Origin of the sequence: Oceanimonas sp. MB9, from assembly GCF_011319775.1 — a bacterium.
GTDB lineage: Bacteria > Pseudomonadota > Gammaproteobacteria > Enterobacterales > Aeromonadaceae > Oceanimonas > Oceanimonas doudoroffii.
The window spans coordinates 77,932-95,163 of the sequence record NZ_VFBE01000008.1 but is presented as its reverse complement, the minus strand read 5'-3'; the positions used below and the strand labels follow the sequence as shown (position 1 = coordinate 95,163).

The following is a 17,232-nucleotide window of genomic DNA, read 5'->3' as shown; positions in this document are numbered from 1 at the left end:
ATGGATCAAGCTTAGCCGAGCCCGTCAGCCCCCGCCCGCCGTTGTTATTCTTCGGCTTCCTCGAAGTAGGTGCCCCAGCCATCGTAATCAATGCCGTATTTCTCGGCGATGGGCAGCAGCTCGGCCACCTGCTGCATGATCTGCTCCTCGTCCAGGGCGCTGTCGGCCACGGCGTCAAAGCACAGTAGGGTCTGCCCCCGCTCCAGGGTCAGCTCCTCGGCGTCGGTCACTTCGTAGCCGGCCTTGAAGCAGTCCACTGCCGCCTTTTCCAGTTTGGCAAAATTCTGGCCGGAAAAATGGTGCTCTATGATGTATTCGGCGTCGGGATTGCTGCCGTCGCTCAGCAGGGATTCGATGATCTCGCGGGTTTCCGCACGCCAGTCGTTGGCTTGGCTCATGATTCGGCTCCGGGTTGAGTCAGTGTTTCGGGGCGGCGGGCCTGCCGGTCCAGCTCAATGATACGCTCGGCAATCTGCTTGCGGCAATGCTTGAGCAGATCCCGCATCTGGGCGGGCTCCCAGGCGCTGACATCCACCGGCGGCATGATGTCGATCAGCACCTCGCCGTTGTCCCAGCGGTTGAGATCCACCTGGCCAAAATAGCTGGAGCAGGCAATGGGCACCAGCGGCACCTGGGCCTGCAGGGCAATGTGAAAGGCGCCGGTCTTGAACGGCAGCAGCCCCTTGCCCTTGCTGCGGGTGCCTTCCGGAAACATCCAGATCGACAGCCGGTTGTGGCGCACCTTGTCCACTACCTTGCCGATGGTGCTGGCGGCCTTGGCCTTGTTTTCACGGTTGATCAGCAGGTTGCCACTGAGCCAGAACAGCTGGCCAAACAGGGGAATCCAGAACAGGCTGTTCTTGCCGATGGCCACGGTACGGGGCATGACCACCCCCGGATGGGTAATGATATCCCAGTTGGTCTGGTGATTGGCGATATAGATGGCGGACTCAAGCCCCTTCACATTTTCACGCCCGCGAATGCGCACCTTGAGCCCGATAATCGGGCAGGCCAGATGAAACAGGCGACCGAGCAGATGCACGTTGTTCGGGTGGCGGGGGCGCACCAGGCACACCAGGGTACCGAGCACAAACACAACGACCATGGCCAGGCCCAGCAACAGTATCCGCAACAGCTTTAACATGAACTTTCCTCGCAATTTGAGACACGGCAGTATACTGACCGCCCCTCAAGGGAACAAGGCCGGCGGACTCAGCCGCCGGCGGGCCCCTATCTGAGTCGGGGGCCGCCTCCCTGTTCCAGCCTGAAGCCGCTCACCGCCAGTTGCAGTTGTTCCGCCAGGGTTGCCAGCTCTCGGCTGGCGCTGGCGGTCTGATCGGCGCCGGCGGCGTTTTCGACGCCCATGCCGTGAATGCTGGTGACGTTGCGGCTGATGTTTTCGGTGACCGAGGCCTGCTCTTCCACCGCACTGGCAATTTGCGTGTTCATATCGTGAATAATCTGCACGGCGGAGCTGATGAGCTCCAGAGCCTGCTCCGCCTCACGGGCACGGCTTACGGTGTTCTCGGCCCGTTGACGGCCGCTGTCCATGGCCATCCTGGCTTTTTCCGCGTCGCCCTGCAGCCGGGCCACGGTGGCCACAATTTCCTGGGAAGACTGCTGGGTCTGTTCGGCCAGGTTGCGCACCTCGGCCGCCACCACCGCAAAGCCTCGGCCCTGCTCACCGGCCCGGGCCGCCTCAATGGCGGCGTTGAGTGCCAGCAGATTGGTTCTATCGGCAATTTCCTGAATCACCTCGACGACGGTGCTGATTTGCGTGCTGCTGTCGGCCAGTGACTGCACCACCAGGCTGGTGTTGCCGACATTTTCCGACAGGGTTTGAATGTGCTCCACCGTCTGCAGTACCACTCGCCGTCCCTGTTCGGCGGCTTCAAACGCCGACTTCGCCGACTCGGCGGCCTGGGTGGTATTTTGCGAGACTTCCTGCACCGTGGCGGACATCTGATTGATGGCGGTGGCCACCTGCTCGGTATCCTGCTGCTGACGTTCCAGGTTGGTGCTGGTCTGCAGCGACACCGCCGAGGTCTCCTCGGCGGCCGAGGCCAGCCCCGAACTGGACATGTTGATCTGGCCGATCAACTCACGCAGCTTGTCGCTCATGTGCTGCAACCGGGAATAGACGCCACTGGCGTTGGGCATAAATTGCACCCCGAGATCACCGGCGGCAATGGCGCTGGCGATCCGTTCCATTTCGGCCGGCTCGGCCCCCAGCGGCTGCAACACGGTCCGCCGCAGCACCCAGCCCAGCAGCAGACTGAGCAGCACCAGCAGCACCGACATGATGACCATGACGATCACCATGTTCTGTTTTTGTGCCTCGGCATGCCTGACTTCACGCTCCAGCCGCTCCAGCAGCAACTTGGTGAACGTGTTGACCGACTCCTGCATCTGGCTGCGCGCCTGCTCATAGGTGGGACCAAACACGACCTGCGCGGCTTCCTGCTGTCGACCTGCCGCCATCAGCTCCATGGCCTGGGTTTCCAGTCGGGCCATGGTGACGGTGCCCTGACGGCCTTGCTCCAGCGTGCCCAGTTCTTCTCGGGTCAGCGCCAGGCCACCGATCATATCCTTGTTGGACAGGAGCCGGCCATCGATACGGGCCGCACGCCCTTCGGTGATGTCCATCACCCGTTGATAGGCACTCAGCTCCTGCTCCGCGCCCGTGGAAACATAATTGCGAATGCGCCCGGTCAGCTCGGTTGACATCATGCGCATCTGATTGGCCGAGTTAAAATAGTCGTAACGCTTTTCCTGTGCCGAGCCCAGCTCGCTCTGCGCCTGTAACAAAAAAAAGAGTGCGCCGGCCAGTATCAGTGCAAACCCCAGGGCCACCCCTATGATCTGACGAATCACGCTCTTCAGGGTCATTTTGCCCTTCATTCTTTCATCCCCTCTCGCAATCATGCCGCACCCATTTATTCAAGACGGCGGAATTTTGCTTTAAATGAAGCGGAATTGAAAACAAAAAGGCTCACATGAAACCATTTAATCTCTGTCTTCGGTTGCGACATCCCTCTCAATCCCGGCCGCGATAGCCGGCCAGAGACAGTCGTCGCCGTGTCTCCCCCCGGTCACGCAGGCGCCAGCCCAGCCACAGGCTGGCCGCCATCATCAACAGCAGCAACCCCGCCAGCACCGCCATGGTCAGCCGGTTGTGCCGTTGCTCCCGCTGAATATTGCGCTCCAGCCGTTCCAAAAGCAGGGTGATAAACTGGTTGACCGAATCGCTCATGATCTCGCTGTAGCGATCGTAATCGGGATTGAACACCTTTTGCCGTGCCTGGTGCTCGCGCCCCGACGCCATCAGCCGAACCGCCTCCTCTTCCAGCCGGGCCAGGGTCAGGGTGGCCTGCCGCGCCCGTTCCAGCAAGCTCAGCTCTTCTCGGGTCAGCTCCATGTTCTGCAGCATTTGCTCATTGGACAGGGTCTTGCCATTGAGACGGGCATGACGCCCTTCGGTCACGGCCAGCACATGGTAATAGAGTGACAGATCCCGCTCCGAACCCGTGGTGACATAATTGCGAATGCGGGCACTGAGCTGGCCCGACAGCAGCCGAATCTGGTTGGCCGATTCGAAGTAGTCAAACCGCGTTTGCTGCGCCAGCACCAACTGCTGCTGAGACTGTAGCAGCAGCCACAGCGCCGCGGCACCGATCAGCGTCAGCGCCGGCAGCATCACTGCGGCCAGCCGCCCTATGACGTCATGTTTCATTTCGCCCTCTTCTTGTCCCGTGTTGTTGTTATTGTTCCCCGCGCACGAGGAGGAAAATTATGGGCCAAGAACCGCAGCAGGGGAACCGAAGGGAGGGCCGGCAGGACAATATGCAAGAAAAGCCCGCACCGTTCACATTTGGCAGTCATATCGTTCACAGCAACCACCCAAAGGCAGTACAAAATGAAAGGGCCGCCCAAAGGGCGGCCCTGCATCATGTTGGTGTTCGGCTCAGCTGAGCTTGCCGTGACACTGCTTGTATTTCTTGCCCGAACCACAGGGGCAAGGGTCGTTGCGCCCCACCTTCTGGCCTTCTCGTACAAAGGGCGTGGCCTCGCCTTCGGCGGTGGCGGCCTGCTGCTCACCGGCCAGCGGATTCTCCGCCTCGGCGTGGCTGTAGCTCTGGGGCTGACGCTCGGCTGCCTCACGGCGCTTGGCCTCGACCTCTTCCACTTCTTCCTGAGACTGCACCCGCACTCGGCTGAGAATGCTCACCACCTCACGCTTGAGGTTTTCCAGCATCTGGGTGAACAGTTCATAGGACTCGCGCTTGTACTCCTGTTTGGGGTTCTTCTGGGCATAACCACGCAGGTGAATACCCTGACGCAGGTGATCCATGGCCGCCAGGTGCTCCTTCCACAGGTTGTCGAGGGTTTGCAGCATCACCGAGGTTTCAAACTGGCGCAGCACTTCTGCGCCGACCACGGCTTCTTTTTCTTCGTAGGCCTGGGTCGCAGCGGCCAGCACCCGCTCCAGGATCTGCTCGTCGTGCAGCTTGTCGTCCTGCTGGAGCCACTCACCGATGGGCAGCTCCAGGGCAAAGTCGCTCTGCAGGCGCTGCTCCAGGCCGGGCACGTCCCACATTTCCTCCAGCGACTGGGGCGGAATGTATTCGTTGACCACGTCGGTCAGCACGTCTTCCCGAATCACCGCGATGGTGTCGCGAATGTCACCGGAGTCGAGCAGCTCGTTACGCTGCTCATACACCACCTTGCGCTGATCGTTGGCGACGTCATCAAATTCAAGCAGGTTTTTACGAATGTCGAAGTTGCGGGTTTCCACCTTGCGCTGGGCGTTTTCAATGGCCCGGGTCACCCAGGGGTGCTCGATGGCCTCGCCTTCTTCCATGCCCAGCTTCTTCATCATGCCGGTCACCCGATCCGAGGCAAAGATGCGCATCAGGGCATCTTCCATTGACAGGTAGAAGCGGCTGGAGCCGGCATCGCCCTGACGACCGGCCCGACCGCGCAACTGGTTGTCGATGCGACGGGACTCGTGGCGTTCGGTGCCGATAATATGCAGGCCACCGGCGGCCAGTACCGCCTCGTGGCGCTGCTGCCAGTCTGCCTTGATAGCGGCAACCTGAGCATCGGTAGCCCCATCACCCAGGGCTTCAATCTCGGCCTGCCAGCTGCCGCCGAGCACGATGTCGGTTCCGCGGCCGGCCATGTTGGTGGCGATGGTCACGGTGCCGGCACGGCCGGCCTGGGCGATGATCTCCGCTTCCTTCTGGTGGAACTTGGCGTTGAGCACCTGGTGCCGAATGCCCTGCTTGTCGAGAATGGTGGAAATCAGCTCGGAGTTTTCGATGGAAACCGTACCCACCAGCACCGGCTGGCCCCGCTCCACGCAGTCCTTGATGTCGGCGACGATGGCCTGGTATTTCTCGGCGGCGGTCAGGTATACCAGATCACCCATGTCCTTACGGATCATCGGCTTGTTGGTGGGGATCACCACGGTGTCGAGGCCGTAGATATGCTGAAATTCAAAGGCTTCGGTATCGGCGGTGCCGGTCATGCCCGCCAGCTTGTCGTAAAGACGGAAGTAGTTCTGAAAGGTGATCGAGGCCAGGGTCTGGTTTTCGTTCTGAATCTTCACCCCTTCCTTGGCTTCCACCGCCTGGTGCAGGCCTTCGGACCAGCGTCGACCCGCCATGGTGCGGCCGGTGTGCTCATCGACGATCACCACCTCGTCGTTCTGCACGATGTAGTCGACGTTACGCTCAAACAGGGTGTGGGCCCGCAGACCGGCGTTGACGTGGGCCAGCAGGGTAATATTGCCGGCGGAGAACAGCGAGTCGTCCTCCTGCAGCAGGCCCATGCGCTTGAGCTCGTCTTCCACGAAGATCTGGCCGTTTTCGGTCAGCAGCGCCTGTTTGTTCTTTTCGTCTACGGTGTAGTGGCCGTCGCCGGTGTATTCCTCGGTATCTTCCTTGTCCTGCTTCACCAGCTTGGGGATCAGGGTGTTGATGCGCATATACAGCTCGGAGCTGTCTTCTGCCGGCCCCGAGATGATCAGCGGGGTACGGGCTTCGTCGATCAGCACCGAGTCCACCTCGTCCACCAGGGCGTAGTTGAGCGGTCGCTGCACCCGCTGCTGGGGCGAAAACGCCATGTTGTCGCGCAGGTAGTCGAAACCGAATTCGTTGTTGGTGCCGTAGGTAATGTCGCAGGCGTAGGCGGCCTGTTTTTCCTGATGGCTCATGCCGGGCAGGTTGCAGCCCACGGTCAGGCCCAGGAATTCAAACAGCGGCCGGTTGCCTTCGGCGTCCCGCCGGGCCAGGTAGTCGTTCACCGTCACCACGTGCACGCCCCGGCCGCTGAGGGCGTTCAGGTACACCGGCAGGGTACCGGTCAGGGTCTTGCCCTCACCGGTCTTCATTTCGGCAATCTGGTTGTTGTTGAGCACCATGCCACCGATCATCTGCACGTCAAAGTGGCGCATGCCAAACACTCGCTTGGACGCCTCGCGCACCACCGCAAAGGCCTCGGGCAAAATCTGCTCCAGGCTTTCGCCCTGCTCCAGGCGGGCACGGAATTCCACCGTTTTGCCCTGCAGCTCGGCGTCCGACAGGGCCTCGAACTTCGGCTCCATGGCGTTGATTTCGTTTACTACCTTGCGCAGTCGCTTGAGGGTTCGGTCGTTGCGGCTGCCAATGATGCGAGTGAAAAGTCTGGTAATCATGCTTGGCCAATAGTGATGTTGAAAAAAGACGCCCCGCGCGCCGGCGAGGCCATAACGATAACATGGGCGGAAAGCACATGACGCCTTCCTGCCGGCCCCGGACTTTGGGCGGTTGAGTATGTCAATGTAACCCGACAAGGCGTCAGGTAAAAGGGCTGGTCGCCGTGAACGCATGGCTCTTCGGGCCCGCGCTTTCGAATCCGGGTTCACCGAAGCATGCTCGAAACGGAGTTGATATGGTGTTGAAAGTGCCGGGATTCAAGGGTGTGGGTGCCAAAAGCGACACAATCAGGCTTTGGGTGCGGAGAAAACCGACGTGCCTGACACAAAAACAACACGGGCCCGTTACCGGGCCCGTGAGCAAGGTGCACACCGGCGCGGAGAGATGCCGGCGTGCAAGCCTGGTTTATCAGGCAGGCTGAAAAGCGGTGTCGTAGTAACGAATGGGCGATTCGGCGCGCTCGTCGCCAAAAGTGACCATTTCCCAGGCTTCGGTCTGGGCCAGCAGCGCCCGCAACAGGTTGTTGTTCAGGGCGTGACCGGTCTTGTAGGCCCGGAACTCGCCCAGAATGCTGTGGTTGCACATGTACAGGTCGCCGATGGCGTCCAGCATCTTGTGCTTCACAAACTCGTTGGGGTAACGCAGGCCGTCGTCGTTGAGCACCTTGTAGTCATCCAGTACCACGGCGTTTTCCAGGCTGCCGCCCAGGGCCAGGTTCTGGGAATGCAGGTACTCGATGTCACGCATAAAGCCAAAGGTTCTGGCCCGGCTCAGTTCCTTCACAAAGGAAGCGCCGGAGAAATCCAGCACCAGGTGCTGGCTCTGGCCTTCAAACACCGGGTGTTTGAAGTCGATGGTCAGATCCATGCGAAAGCCCTTGTTGAAGGGACGCAGTTCGGCCCACTTGTCGCCGTCCTCTACCCGCACCGGCTGCTTGATACGAATAAACCGCTTGAGCGCGTTCAGTTCGTGAATGCCGCCGGACTGCAGCAGGTAAATAAAAGGATGGGAACTGCCGTCCATCACCGGCACCTCGGGCGCATCCACCTCGATATAGAGGTTGTCGATGCCGAGACCCGCCAGGGCGGCAGACAGGTGCTCAATGGTGGACACCCGCACACCGGCGTCGTTGACCAGCGCGGTGCACAGCATGGTGTCCTTCACCAGATCGGCGTCGGCCCGAATCTCAACCTGCGGCTCCAGATCGGTACGACGAAACACAATACCTGTGTTGGCCGGCGCGGGTACAAAGCGCATCTGCACCTTGTGACCGGAATGCAGGCCGATTCCGGTGGCCTGCACGGTATTTTTCAGAGTTCGTTGTCTAATCATGGAATTGTCCGTCAGTCAGATAGCACGATTCGAACCATATTAAAATGGCCATACATCCTAACACAGCTTTGCCCGCCGGCGCCAATGAGGCGCTTTTTCAACCAGGCTCAGTCGGCCTGCTTGCGCAGGAAGGCCGGAATATCCAGGTAGTCCAGATCGGTCTTGACCTGAGTATTGTCGGCGTTCACCGCCAGCTTGCCGGACTGCTCCTCGTGGCCCAGATCGGGGCGGCGCGGACTGCTTTCCTGGCTGTTGCCGGATTTCACCAGGGTGATGTCGGGCTTGCGCTCGGCACCGATACCGGTGGCCACCACGGTTACCCGCAGCTCGTCGGTGATTTCCGGATCCAGTACGGTACCCACCACCACGGTGGCGTTCTCGGAGGCAAAGGCCTTGACCGCGTTGCCCACGGTTTCGAACTCCTCGATGCTCATGTCGAGACCGGCGGTGATGTTGACCAGAATGCCACGGGCACCGGCCAGATCCACGTCTTCCAGCAGCGGGCTGGAGATGGCCTTCTCGGCGGCTTCCTCGGCCCGGTCTTCACCGGTGGCGTGGCCGGTACCCATCATGGCGGTACCCATTTCCCGCATCACGGTGCGAACATCGGCGAAGTCGACGTTGATCAGACCCGGGCGGGTGATCAGTTCGGCAATGCCCTGTACCGCGCCCAGCAGCACGTTGTTGGCGGCCTTGAAGGCGTCCAGCAGGGAAATGCCCCGGCCCAGCACCTTGAGCAGCTTGTCGTTGGGAATGGTGATCAGCGAGTCGACGTGCTTGGCCAGCTCGTTGATGCCCTGCTGGGCGTAGTTCATGCGCTTCTTGCCTTCAAAGGCGAATGGCTTGGTCACCACCGCCACGGTCAGAATGCCCAGCTCCTTGGCCACTTCGGCCACCACGGGGGCGGCACCGGTGCCGGTACCACCACCCATGCCGGCGGCGATAAACACCATGTCGGCGCCGTCGAGCAGATCGCGAATGGCATCCTTGTCTTCCAGTGCCGCATCGCGCCCCACTTCCGGATTGGCTCCCGCGCCCAGGCCCTTCGTAATGGCGCTGCCGACCTGCAGGGTGTGATGGGCGCTGGCGTTGCGCAATGCCTGGGCATCGGTGTTGATCGCCAGGAATTCCACGCCTTCCAGGTTTTCACGCACCATGTGCTCCACGGCGTTACCGCCGCCGCCGCCTACACCGACCACTTTAATGACGGCTTCCTGCTCGTGATCATTCATCAGTTCAAACATAGGATTCACCCTCTCTCCGCTTTGGTTCCGGCGTGCTTGTGCCGGACTTAAAATTCGCCACGCAGCCAGTTGCCCACCCGCCGGAACAGGCCGGTGACGCTGGACTTGCCGCTGTATTCCTGCTGAGGCATCGACTGGTGCTCCTTGCCGTATTGCAGCAGCCCCACGGCGGTGGAGTACACCGGTGTCTCAACATAATCCGATAATCCCTTGATACCGCCGGGCTGGCCCACCCGTACCTGGCACTGAAAAATCTGCTCGGCGCATTCCACCAGTCCTTCGATCTGGGCGGCGCCGCCGGTCAGCACCAGGCCGGCGGCCAGCTGATGCTTGACCCCGGCCTTTTTCAGCTCGCCCTGCACCTTGGCCAGCTCCTGGTTGATCATGCCGAGCAGCTCGCTGTAGCGGGGCTCGATCACCTCGGCCAGGGTCTGGCGCTGCAGGCTACGGGCCGGTCGCCCGCCCACGCTTGGCACCTCTATGCTGTCTTCCTTGCTCACCAGGCGACTGAAGGCGCAGCCGTGACGTACCTTGATGGCTTCCGCATCCAGCGGCGGCGTGCCAAAGGCGTAGGCGATGTCACTGGTCACCGTGCTGCCGGCATAGGGAATCACCTTGGTGTGGCGCAGGGCGCCGCCGGTGAACACCGCCATGTCCATGGTGCCGCCGCCGATGTCGACCACACACACGCCCAGCTCCTTCTCGTCCTCGGTCAGCACCGCATAGCTGGACGCTAGGGCGCTGAAAATCAGTTGATCCACCCGCAGGCCAAGGCGTTCCACGCACTTCTCAATATTGCGCGCCATATCGTTGTGACAGGTAATCAGGTGCACCTTGGCGTGCATGCGCACACCGGACAAGCCAATGGGATTGCGAATCCCCTCCTGAAAATCGATGGAGTACTCCTGGGGAATCACGTGCAGCACCCGGTGCTCGTCGGACAACCGCACCGACTTGGCGGTGTGGATGACATTGTCCATGTCTTCCTGGGTCACTTCCTCGTCGGAAATGGGCACCATGCCGGTTTCGTTGCGGCATTCGATGTGCTTGCCCGACAAGCCCAGGTAAACGGAGGTGATCTGGCAGTCGGCCATCATTTCGGCCTCATCCACCGCCCGTTTCAGGGACTTGACCACCGACTCAAGATCGTTCACGCCGCCCTTGTCCATGCCTTTTGCCGCATGGCTGCCGAGGCCGATGATATTGAGATCACCGTCCGGCAGCACTTCGCCCACCAAGGCAGTGACCTTGGCCGTGCCGATATCAAGCCCGACGATCAGATTTCGTTCCGCGCTCTTGGTCATTCTCTGTCTCTTCGTCCTGCTTCCATCCCACTGCCAACCCGGTATCGTAACGCAGGTCGAGATAGGCCACTCGCTCGCGTCCAGCAATGCCCGGATAGACATTCACAAATCGTTGCAGACGGGCTTCAATATCGTCCCGCCCCAGTATCAGCCGCACCCCGTCACTCAGGGTCAGCTCCCAGGAAAAGCGCGGCGTCAGGTGAACGCGGCTGATACGGTACCCCTGCTCACCCAACAACATGCGCAGGCGCTGATATTCTTCCAGCACCCTGGGCGCTTCTTCATCCGGTCCCGACAGGCTCACCAGCTCTAGCTCGCCCCTATCGGCGTGAAACACCTCGCCGTGGCGGTTGACCAGATCCTGCTCGTTCCAGAACGCCGCCACCGGCTGCTCCACTATGTAGACACGCAGGGTGTCGGGCCACTGCTTGCGTACCGAGGCGCTGTATACCCAGGGCAGTGCCTGCAGCTGCTGCTGCACCCGATCCACCTCCAGGGCAAAAAAGTTGCCCACCTCGGGCAGCGCCAGCACCGATTCGCGCATGTCATCACGGCTCACGAAACGGTGCTCGCCCTGAATAATCAGGCTGTTCACCGGCACCTGATTGGCCGCCGTCGCCCACATCACCAGCTGCCACAGGCCCCACAGCAAGGTGCCCAGTACCAGCAGAAAAAACACCAGGCCGGACAAAAAACCCAGCCGGGTACGGGTGGCCACGACCTCGCTCATTTCAGTCCGCCATTCCCAGCACGCGCACCACCAGCTGATCAAAATCGAGTCCGGCCACTCGAGCCGCCTTGGGCACCAGGCTGGTCTCGGTCATGCCCGGCACCGTATTGACCTCCAGCAGCCACCACTGGCCGCTGCGACCCCGCATCAGATCCACCCGGCCCCAGCCGCTGGCGGCCACGGCGTCAAAGGCCTGAAGGCACAGCTCGCCCAGCGCCTGCTCTTCCGGCTCGCTCAGGCCACAGGGGCAGAGATACTCGGTGTCGCCGGACTGGTACTTGGCCGAATAATCGTAAAAGGTATGGGGCGTGCGCAGGCGAATGGCCGGCAGCGCGCGCTCTCCCAGAATGCTGACGGTATATTCGTCGCCGTCGATAAAGCGCTCCAGCAGCACTTCGTCGTCAAACTCAAAGGCGGCATCAATGGCCGCGCGCAGCTCGGCGGCGCTTTCCGCCCGGGCCATGCCGATGCTGGAACCTTCGTGAGACGGCTTGACGAACACGGGCCCGCCAAAACGCGCCATCAGCGCATCGGCCATGGCGGGCTGAAAGTCCTTGCGGCGCACGATGTCAAAGTCGGCGGTGGGCAGCCCCATGGCCCGCCACACCTGCTTGGTGCGAATCTTGTCCATGGCCAGGGCCGCGCCCAGCACTCGGGAGCCGGTATAGGGAATGCCCAGATGTTCCAGGGCGCCCTGCAGGGTGCCGTCTTCACCGCCTCGGCCATGCACCACAATAAAGGCTCGGTCAAAGCCCTCTTCCTTCAGCCGTGCCAGCGGATAGTCTTTGGTGTCAACGCCATGGGCATCGACCCCAGCCCGCTGCAGGCCGGCGAGCACGGCGGCACCGGAGCGCAGTGACACTTCCCGCTCGGCGGAGCGTCCGCCAAAGAGCACAGCAACCTTGCCGAATTGTTCCATCATTGCTCCCCTTGCAGCTTCATCGCCTCGGCCGAGAGTTTCAGGCCGCCCAGTTTGCGCGCCAAGGCGCCCACGTTGCCGGCCCCCTGGGTCAGTACAATGTCACCTTCCTGCATCAGCTCCGCCAGCACGGCCGGCACCTCGTCGGGAGTGGCCACATAGATAGGCTCCTGACCCCGACTGCGAATGCTACGGCACAACGCCCGGCTGTCGGCGCCGGGAATGGGTGATTCGCCAGCACTGTACACTTCCAGCAGGATCAGCACATCGCTTTTTGACAGAACGTCGACAAAATCCTCATACAGGTCCCTTGTGCGGGTATAACGGTGAGGCTGGTAGATGGTCACCAGCCGGCGCTCGGGCCAGCCGGCCCGCACCGCATTCTGGGTGGCGCGCACTTCACTCGGGTGATGGCCGTAGTCGTCCACCAGCTTGACCCGGCCACGACCGGTGTCGAACTCGCCATACTGTTGAAAGCGCCGGCCCACCCCCTCGAATTTTTTCAGCGCCGCCAGAATGGCCCCGTCTTCGATGCCGTCTTCACAGGCCACGGCGATGGCTGCCGCCGCGTTTTGGGCATTGTGCCGGCCCGGCAGGTTGAGCTGAACGTCCAGGCAGCTGCCGTCGGGGCGGCACACGCGAAAGGTGCTGTGATCGGCGCTCTGTTGAAAGTCTTCCACCCGGTAATCGGCCTCGGGATTGAAGCCATAGGTGACGAACTGGCGGCCGATGCGCGGCAACAGTCCCCGCACCACGCTGTCGTCGATACACAGCACCGCCAGGCCATAGAAGGGCAGATTGTGCAGAAAGTCGACGAAGGTACCTTCCAGCTTGCTGAAGTCGCCGCCATAGGTGTCCATGTGATCCGCTTCGATATTGGTGACGATCGACACCATGGGCTGCAGGTGCAGGAAGGACGCATCGCTTTCGTCCGCCTCGGCGATCAGGTAACGACTGGAGCCCAGGCGGGCGTTGCAGCCGGCGCTATTGAGCAGGCCACCGATAACAAAGGTGGGATCCAGCTCGGCCTCACCGTAGATGCTGGCCACCAGACTGGTGGTGGTGGTCTTGCCGTGAGTACCGGCCACCGCCACGCCGTGGCGAAAACGCATCAGCTCCGCCAGCATCTCGGCTCGGCGCACCACCGGAATGCGCAGATCCCGTGCCGCCAGCAGCTCGGGGTTGTCGGCCTGAATGGCGGTGGACACCACCACCACGCTGGCCCCGGCCACCTGCTGGGCGTCATGGCCCAGGAAAATGGTGGCGCCCATGGCCTGCAGCCGGTCGGTGACCGGGTTGTAGGCGATGTCGGAGCCGGTAATGGCATAGCCTTCATTGGCGAGCACTTCGGCAATACCGCCCATACCGGCACCGCCAATGCCGATAAAATGAATGCGTCTGACCCGTCTCATCTCCGGAATCATGCTTCTCAGTTTTGCCAGTTCAACCTTGGTCATGCCAGTCTCTCGTTTATGTCGCCAGGCCGCGCAGGCAGTCCGCCACCCGCGCCGCCGCATCGGTAATTGCCAGTTGCCGGGCCCTGCCGGCCATGTCCCGCAGCCGCTCCCGGTTGCCGGCCAGTTGTTCCAGTTGCTGCGCCAGTGCCGCCGGGGTCAGGGCTTGTTGTGGCATCAGCAGGGCCGCGCCTTCGCTCACCAGCGCCTGCGCGTTTTTGGTCTGGTGGTCGTCCACCGCGTGGGGCAGTGGCACGAAAATGGCGCCCAGTCCCGCCGCGGCCACTTCCGACACCGTCAGCGCCCCCGCCCGGCACACCACCAGATCGGCCTCTCCATAGGCGGCGGCCATGTCGGAAATAAAATCACTCACCTCGGCCTTGATCCCGTGCGCCGCATAGGCGGCGCGCACTGCCTCGCCGTTGCCCTTGCCACACTGGTGGCGCACTTGCACCGGGGCACTCACTTGCGCCAGGGCCTCGGGCAGGGTGTCGTTGAGTACCTTCGCGCCCAGGCTGCCGCCCACCACCAGCAACCGCAGCGGCTGAACCCCGGTGCCGATGCGTTCGGCCGGTGCCGGCAGCGCCACCACGTCCGGACGCACCGGGTTGCCCACCACCTCGCCCTGCTCAAAGGCGCCGGGAAAGGCCATCAGCACACGGCTGGCGATGCGCGCCAGCAACTTGTTGGTCATGCCGGCGGCGGCATTTTGCTCGTGCAGCACCAGCGGAATGCCCGCCAGCCTGGCCGCCACGCCCCCCGGGCCGGCGGCAAAACCGCCCATGCCCAGCACCACGTCCGGCCGGGTTTGTTTCAGCACGCTGCGCGCCTGGCGCACGGCGTTGGCTATTTTAAAGGGCGCCGCCAGCAACCGTTTCACGCCATTGCCGCGCACCCCGGCGATGTCGATGGTGTGCAGCGGATAGCCGTGCTCCGGCACCAGCCGGGCCTCCATGCGCTCGGCGGTGCCCAGCCAGTGAATGGTCCAGCCTTCGTCCCGCAGCAGGTCGGCCACCGCCAGCCCGGGAAAGACGTGGCCGCCGGTACCGCCGGCCATGACCAGCAGGGTCTTGCTGTTGCTCATAACACCTCCCGCTGTCTGGCCTGCATGTGATCCCGCCGCCATTCAAAATCAATACGCACCAGAATGGCCACCGCCGTGCTCATCACCAGCAGGCTGGAGCCGCCGTAGCTGACCAGCGGCAGGGTCAGGCCCTTGGTAGGCAACAGGCCCGAGGCCGCGCCCACATTCACCACTGTCTGAAAGCTGAACCAGATGCCGATGCCCATGGCCAGATAGCCTTCGTACTGGCGGCCGCCCAGCAGCACCTTCTGGCCGATGCGCAGGGCCTTGAACGCCAGCCAGCACTGCAGCAGCAATACCAGCAGCACCCCGGTAAAGCCCAACTCTTCACCGAGAATGGCGAATACGAAGTCGGTATGGGCCTCGGGCAGGTATTCCAGTTTCTGAATGGAGTTGCCCAGGCCTTCACCAAACCAGCCGCCCCGGCCAAAGGCCATCAGCGACTGGGTCAGCTGGTAACCGCTGCCAAAGGGATCGTCCCAGGGATTGAGAAAGGAAGTCACCCGCTTCATGCGGTAGGGCGCCATGGCGATCAGCCCCGCCACCAGTGCCACGCCCAGGGTCACCAGGCTGATAAACTGACCCATGCGGGCGCCGGCGATAAACAGCATGCCGAGGGTGGTGACAAAGAGCACCACCACGGATCCCAGATCCGGCTGCTTGAGCAACAGCAATGACATGATGCCCATCACCGCCAGTGGCTTGAGAAATCCCTTCCAGTGGCCGCGTACCTCGTCCTGCTTGCGCACCAAAAAGCCGGCAAGAAAGGTGAACAGCGCCAGCTTGGCGATTTCCGCCGGCTGCACGTTGAACAGTCCCAGCGCCAGCCAGCGCTTACTGCCGTTGATTTCGCGTCCGGCCACCAGTACCAGCATCAACATGATCAGCGCCAGCACCAGAAAACCGGCGTTGAATTGCTGCCAGCGGGCCATGGGCACCTGCAGCACCAGGGTGCTCAGAAACAGGCAGATCAGCAGAAAGCTGCCGTGACGCTTGACGAAATAAAAGGGATCGCTGCCCACCGCGATGCCCTCGGCGATGGAGGCGGACGACACCATGACCAAGCCGATCGCCATCAGCGCCAGGGACAGGATGACCAGCTGACGGTCATAAATATGGCCCTGGGAGGGTCGCAGCAGCCAGTCCAGACGGGGTGAAGGCAATAGCGTCATAACGCCTCCACCAGGGCCGCGAAATGATCGCCCCGGGCCGTGTAGCTGGAATACATGTCCAGGCTGGCACAGGCCGGCGCCAGCAACACCCAGTCTCCGGCCTGCGCCTGCTCCGCACACCAGGCCACCGCCTCGGCCATGTCGGCCACGGCGTGCGTATTGTCGGCAAGACGCAGCAATTGCGCCTGATCCTGACCCAGGCAGGCCATGCCGGCGATGCACGAGTGCAGCAGCGGCACCAGCGGGCCAAAATCCTGGCCCTTGCCCTGGCCGCCGGCGATCAACCACAGCCGACCGCTCATGCCATCGGCGATGCCATCGATGGCGGCCAGGGTGGCGCCCACATTGGTGGCCTTGGAGTCGTTGATCCAGCGCACTCCGCCTTTCTCGGCGATAAACTGACTGCGGTGGGCCAGGCCGCCAAAGCGGCGCAGCACCGCCAGCTGGGCGGCTTGGGCAATGCCGGCTTCGTCCGCCAGGGCCATGGCGGCGAGCGCATTAAGCTGGTTATGGGCGCCCACGATGCGCAGCTCCGGCACCGCCAGCACCGGCTCGCCGTGCACGCTGAGCCAGCGTTCGCCCTGATGGTCGATGCGGCCATAATCCCGTGCGTCGAGGCCAAAACTCACCGCCCGACGACCCGCCGGCGGCGTGGTCTCACCGTCTTCCCGGTTATACACACAAAGCCCGGCCCCTCGGTAGATGCCGAGCTTGGTGTCCCGGTAATGGGCCAGGGAGTCGTAGCGATCCAGGTGATCCTCGCTGATATTGAGCACGGTGGCGGCGCGCGCCGCCAGGCCGGGGGTGGTTTCCAGCTGAAAACTGGACAGCTCCAGCACCGCCAGCTCCAGCGGCCGGTTCAGCAGTTCCAGCGCCGGCGTACCGATATTGCCCCCCACGCCCACCGCCAGACCGGCCTCGGCAGCCATCTCGCCCACCAGGGTGGTGACCGTGCTCTTGCCGTTGGAGCCGGTAATGGCGATCACCGGGGCACGGCATGCCCGCAGGAACAACTCGACATCACCGATGATTTCCACCCCGGCCTCGGCGGCGCGACGCAACTCGGGGGTGGCCAGGGGAACACCGGGGCTGGCAATGATCAGTTCGGCACTGAGCAGCACCTCGGCGTCGAGGCCTCCGAAGTGGCACTCCAGCCCGGCGGGCAGTTGCTCGGCACCCGGCGGCTGGGCACGAGTGTCCATCACCACGGGACTCACCCCGAGGCGCGCGCAGTAACGCACACAGGAAAGTCCCGTCTGTCCCAGTCCGATAATCACAGTGCGCGCAGGGATCAT

At 62.4% G+C, this 17,232-nt stretch carries 14 protein-coding genes; all 14 read right to left on the bottom strand.

Translation table 11 applies throughout. From position 1 onward, the window contains the following. Positions 1-44: 44 nt before the first annotated feature. Complete coding sequence (gene rraB / locus OJHNALOF_RS11280) at positions 45-398, bottom strand: ribonuclease E inhibitor RraB (protein ID WP_094201396.1); 354 nt, start codon at positions 396-398, stop codon at positions 45-47. After that, positions 395-1,144 (bottom strand): 1-acylglycerol-3-phosphate O-acyltransferase, encoded by a 750-nt coding sequence (locus OJHNALOF_RS11275; protein ID WP_165662082.1) that lies wholly within the window; start codon positions 1,142-1,144, stop codon positions 395-397. Before OJHNALOF_RS11275 ends, rraB begins: the two co-directional genes overlap by 4 nt. Positions 1,145-1,230: 86 nt before the next feature. Then, on the bottom strand, positions 1,231-2,889 hold the full coding sequence (locus OJHNALOF_RS11270) for a methyl-accepting chemotaxis protein (protein ID WP_240919719.1): 1,659 nt from the start codon (positions 2,887-2,889) through the stop codon (positions 1,231-1,233). Between the two features lie 148 nt (positions 2,890-3,037). After that, positions 3,038-3,733, bottom strand: a complete 696-nt coding sequence (locus OJHNALOF_RS11265; RefSeq protein WP_165662080.1) for a chemotaxis protein — start codon at positions 3,731-3,733, stop codon at positions 3,038-3,040. A 231-nt stretch (positions 3,734-3,964) separates the two neighbouring features. Further along, on the bottom strand, positions 3,965-6,697 hold the full coding sequence (gene secA / locus OJHNALOF_RS11260; RefSeq protein WP_165662079.1) for a preprotein translocase subunit SecA: 2,733 nt from the start codon (positions 6,695-6,697) through the stop codon (positions 3,965-3,967). 409 nt (positions 6,698-7,106) lie between these two features. Further along, the gene (gene lpxC, locus OJHNALOF_RS11255; protein ID WP_094201403.1) at positions 7,107-8,030 is read right to left on the bottom strand and encodes a UDP-3-O-acyl-N-acetylglucosamine deacetylase; all 924 of its coding nucleotides are present in this window, start codon (positions 8,028-8,030) and stop codon (positions 7,107-7,109) included. Between the two features lie 107 nt (positions 8,031-8,137). Next, positions 8,138-9,274, bottom strand: a complete 1,137-nt coding sequence (gene ftsZ / locus OJHNALOF_RS11250) for a cell division protein FtsZ (protein ID WP_094201404.1) — start codon at positions 9,272-9,274, stop codon at positions 8,138-8,140. Between the two features lie 47 nt (positions 9,275-9,321). Next, positions 9,322-10,578 carry a cell division protein FtsA gene (ftsA, locus tag OJHNALOF_RS11245; protein ID WP_094201405.1) on the bottom strand — a complete coding sequence of 419 codons (1,257 nt, stop codon included), beginning with the start codon at positions 10,576-10,578 and terminating at the stop codon, positions 9,322-9,324. Next, positions 10,538-11,308, bottom strand: coding sequence for a cell division protein FtsQ/DivIB (locus OJHNALOF_RS11240; protein WP_094201406.1), 771 nt, complete (start codon positions 11,306-11,308; stop codon positions 10,538-10,540). Before OJHNALOF_RS11240 ends, ftsA begins: the two co-directional genes overlap by 41 nt. Before the next feature lies 1 nt (position 11,309). Next, the gene (locus OJHNALOF_RS11235; RefSeq protein ID WP_240919718.1) at positions 11,310-12,230 is read right to left on the bottom strand and encodes a D-alanine--D-alanine ligase; all 921 of its coding nucleotides are present in this window, start codon (positions 12,228-12,230) and stop codon (positions 11,310-11,312) included. Further along, positions 12,227-13,684 carry a UDP-N-acetylmuramate--L-alanine ligase gene (murC, locus tag OJHNALOF_RS11230; protein WP_094201408.1) on the bottom strand — a complete coding sequence of 486 codons (1,458 nt, stop codon included), beginning with the start codon at positions 13,682-13,684 and terminating at the stop codon, positions 12,227-12,229. Before murC ends, OJHNALOF_RS11235 begins: the two co-directional genes overlap by 4 nt. 13 nt (positions 13,685-13,697) lie before the next feature. Then, the gene (murG, locus tag OJHNALOF_RS11225) at positions 13,698-14,765 is read right to left on the bottom strand and encodes an undecaprenyldiphospho-muramoylpentapeptide beta-N-acetylglucosaminyltransferase (RefSeq protein WP_165662078.1); all 1,068 of its coding nucleotides are present in this window, start codon (positions 14,763-14,765) and stop codon (positions 13,698-13,700) included. Beyond that, positions 14,762-15,937, bottom strand: a complete 1,176-nt coding sequence (ftsW, locus tag OJHNALOF_RS11220; protein WP_094201410.1) for a cell division protein FtsW — start codon at positions 15,935-15,937, stop codon at positions 14,762-14,764. The genes murG and ftsW overlap by 4 nt, the downstream gene beginning before the upstream one ends. Then, on the bottom strand, positions 15,934-17,232 hold the full coding sequence (murD, locus tag OJHNALOF_RS11215; RefSeq protein WP_165662077.1) for a UDP-N-acetylmuramoyl-L-alanine--D-glutamate ligase: 1,299 nt from the start codon (positions 17,230-17,232) through the stop codon (positions 15,934-15,936). The genes ftsW and murD overlap by 4 nt, the downstream gene beginning before the upstream one ends.

Bases quoted from the DNA above. Each gene is read 5' to 3' on its own strand.
- ftsZ (WP_094201404.1), bottom strand. From the start codon at position 9,274: ATGTTTGAACTGATGAATGATCACGAGCAGGAAGCCGTCATTAAAGTG.
- secA (WP_165662079.1), bottom strand. From the start codon at position 6,697: ATGATTACCAGACTTTTCACTCGCATCATTGGCAGCCGCAACGACCGA.
- murD (WP_165662077.1), bottom strand. From the start codon at position 17,232: ATGATCCCTGCGCGCACTGTGATTATCGGACTGGGACAGACGGGACTT.
- murG (WP_165662078.1), bottom strand. From the start codon at position 14,765: ATGAGCAACAGCAAGACCCTGCTGGTCATGGCCGGCGGTACCGGCGGC.
- OJHNALOF_RS11270 (WP_240919719.1), bottom strand. From the start codon at position 2,889: ATGACCCTGAAGAGCGTGATTCGTCAGATCATAGGGGTGGCCCTGGGG.
- ftsA (WP_094201405.1), bottom strand. From the start codon at position 10,578: ATGACCAAGAGCGCGGAACGAAATCTGATCGTCGGGCTTGATATCGGC.
- lpxC (WP_094201403.1), bottom strand. From the start codon at position 8,030: ATGATTAGACAACGAACTCTGAAAAATACCGTGCAGGCCACCGGAATC.
- rraB (WP_094201396.1), bottom strand. From the start codon at position 398: ATGAGCCAAGCCAACGACTGGCGTGCGGAAACCCGCGAGATCATCGAA.
- OJHNALOF_RS11235 (WP_240919718.1), bottom strand. From the start codon at position 12,230: ATGATGGAACAATTCGGCAAGGTTGCTGTGCTCTTTGGCGGACGCTCC.
- murC (WP_094201408.1), bottom strand. From the start codon at position 13,684: ATGACCAAGGTTGAACTGGCAAAACTGAGAAGCATGATTCCGGAGATG.
- OJHNALOF_RS11240 (WP_094201406.1), bottom strand. From the start codon at position 11,308: ATGAGCGAGGTCGTGGCCACCCGTACCCGGCTGGGTTTTTTGTCCGGC.
- ftsW (WP_094201410.1), bottom strand. From the start codon at position 15,937: ATGACGCTATTGCCTTCACCCCGTCTGGACTGGCTGCTGCGACCCTCC.
- OJHNALOF_RS11265 (WP_165662080.1), bottom strand. From the start codon at position 3,733: ATGAAACATGACGTCATAGGGCGGCTGGCCGCAGTGATGCTGCCGGCG.
- OJHNALOF_RS11275 (WP_165662082.1), bottom strand. From the start codon at position 1,144: ATGTTAAAGCTGTTGCGGATACTGTTGCTGGGCCTGGCCATGGTCGTT.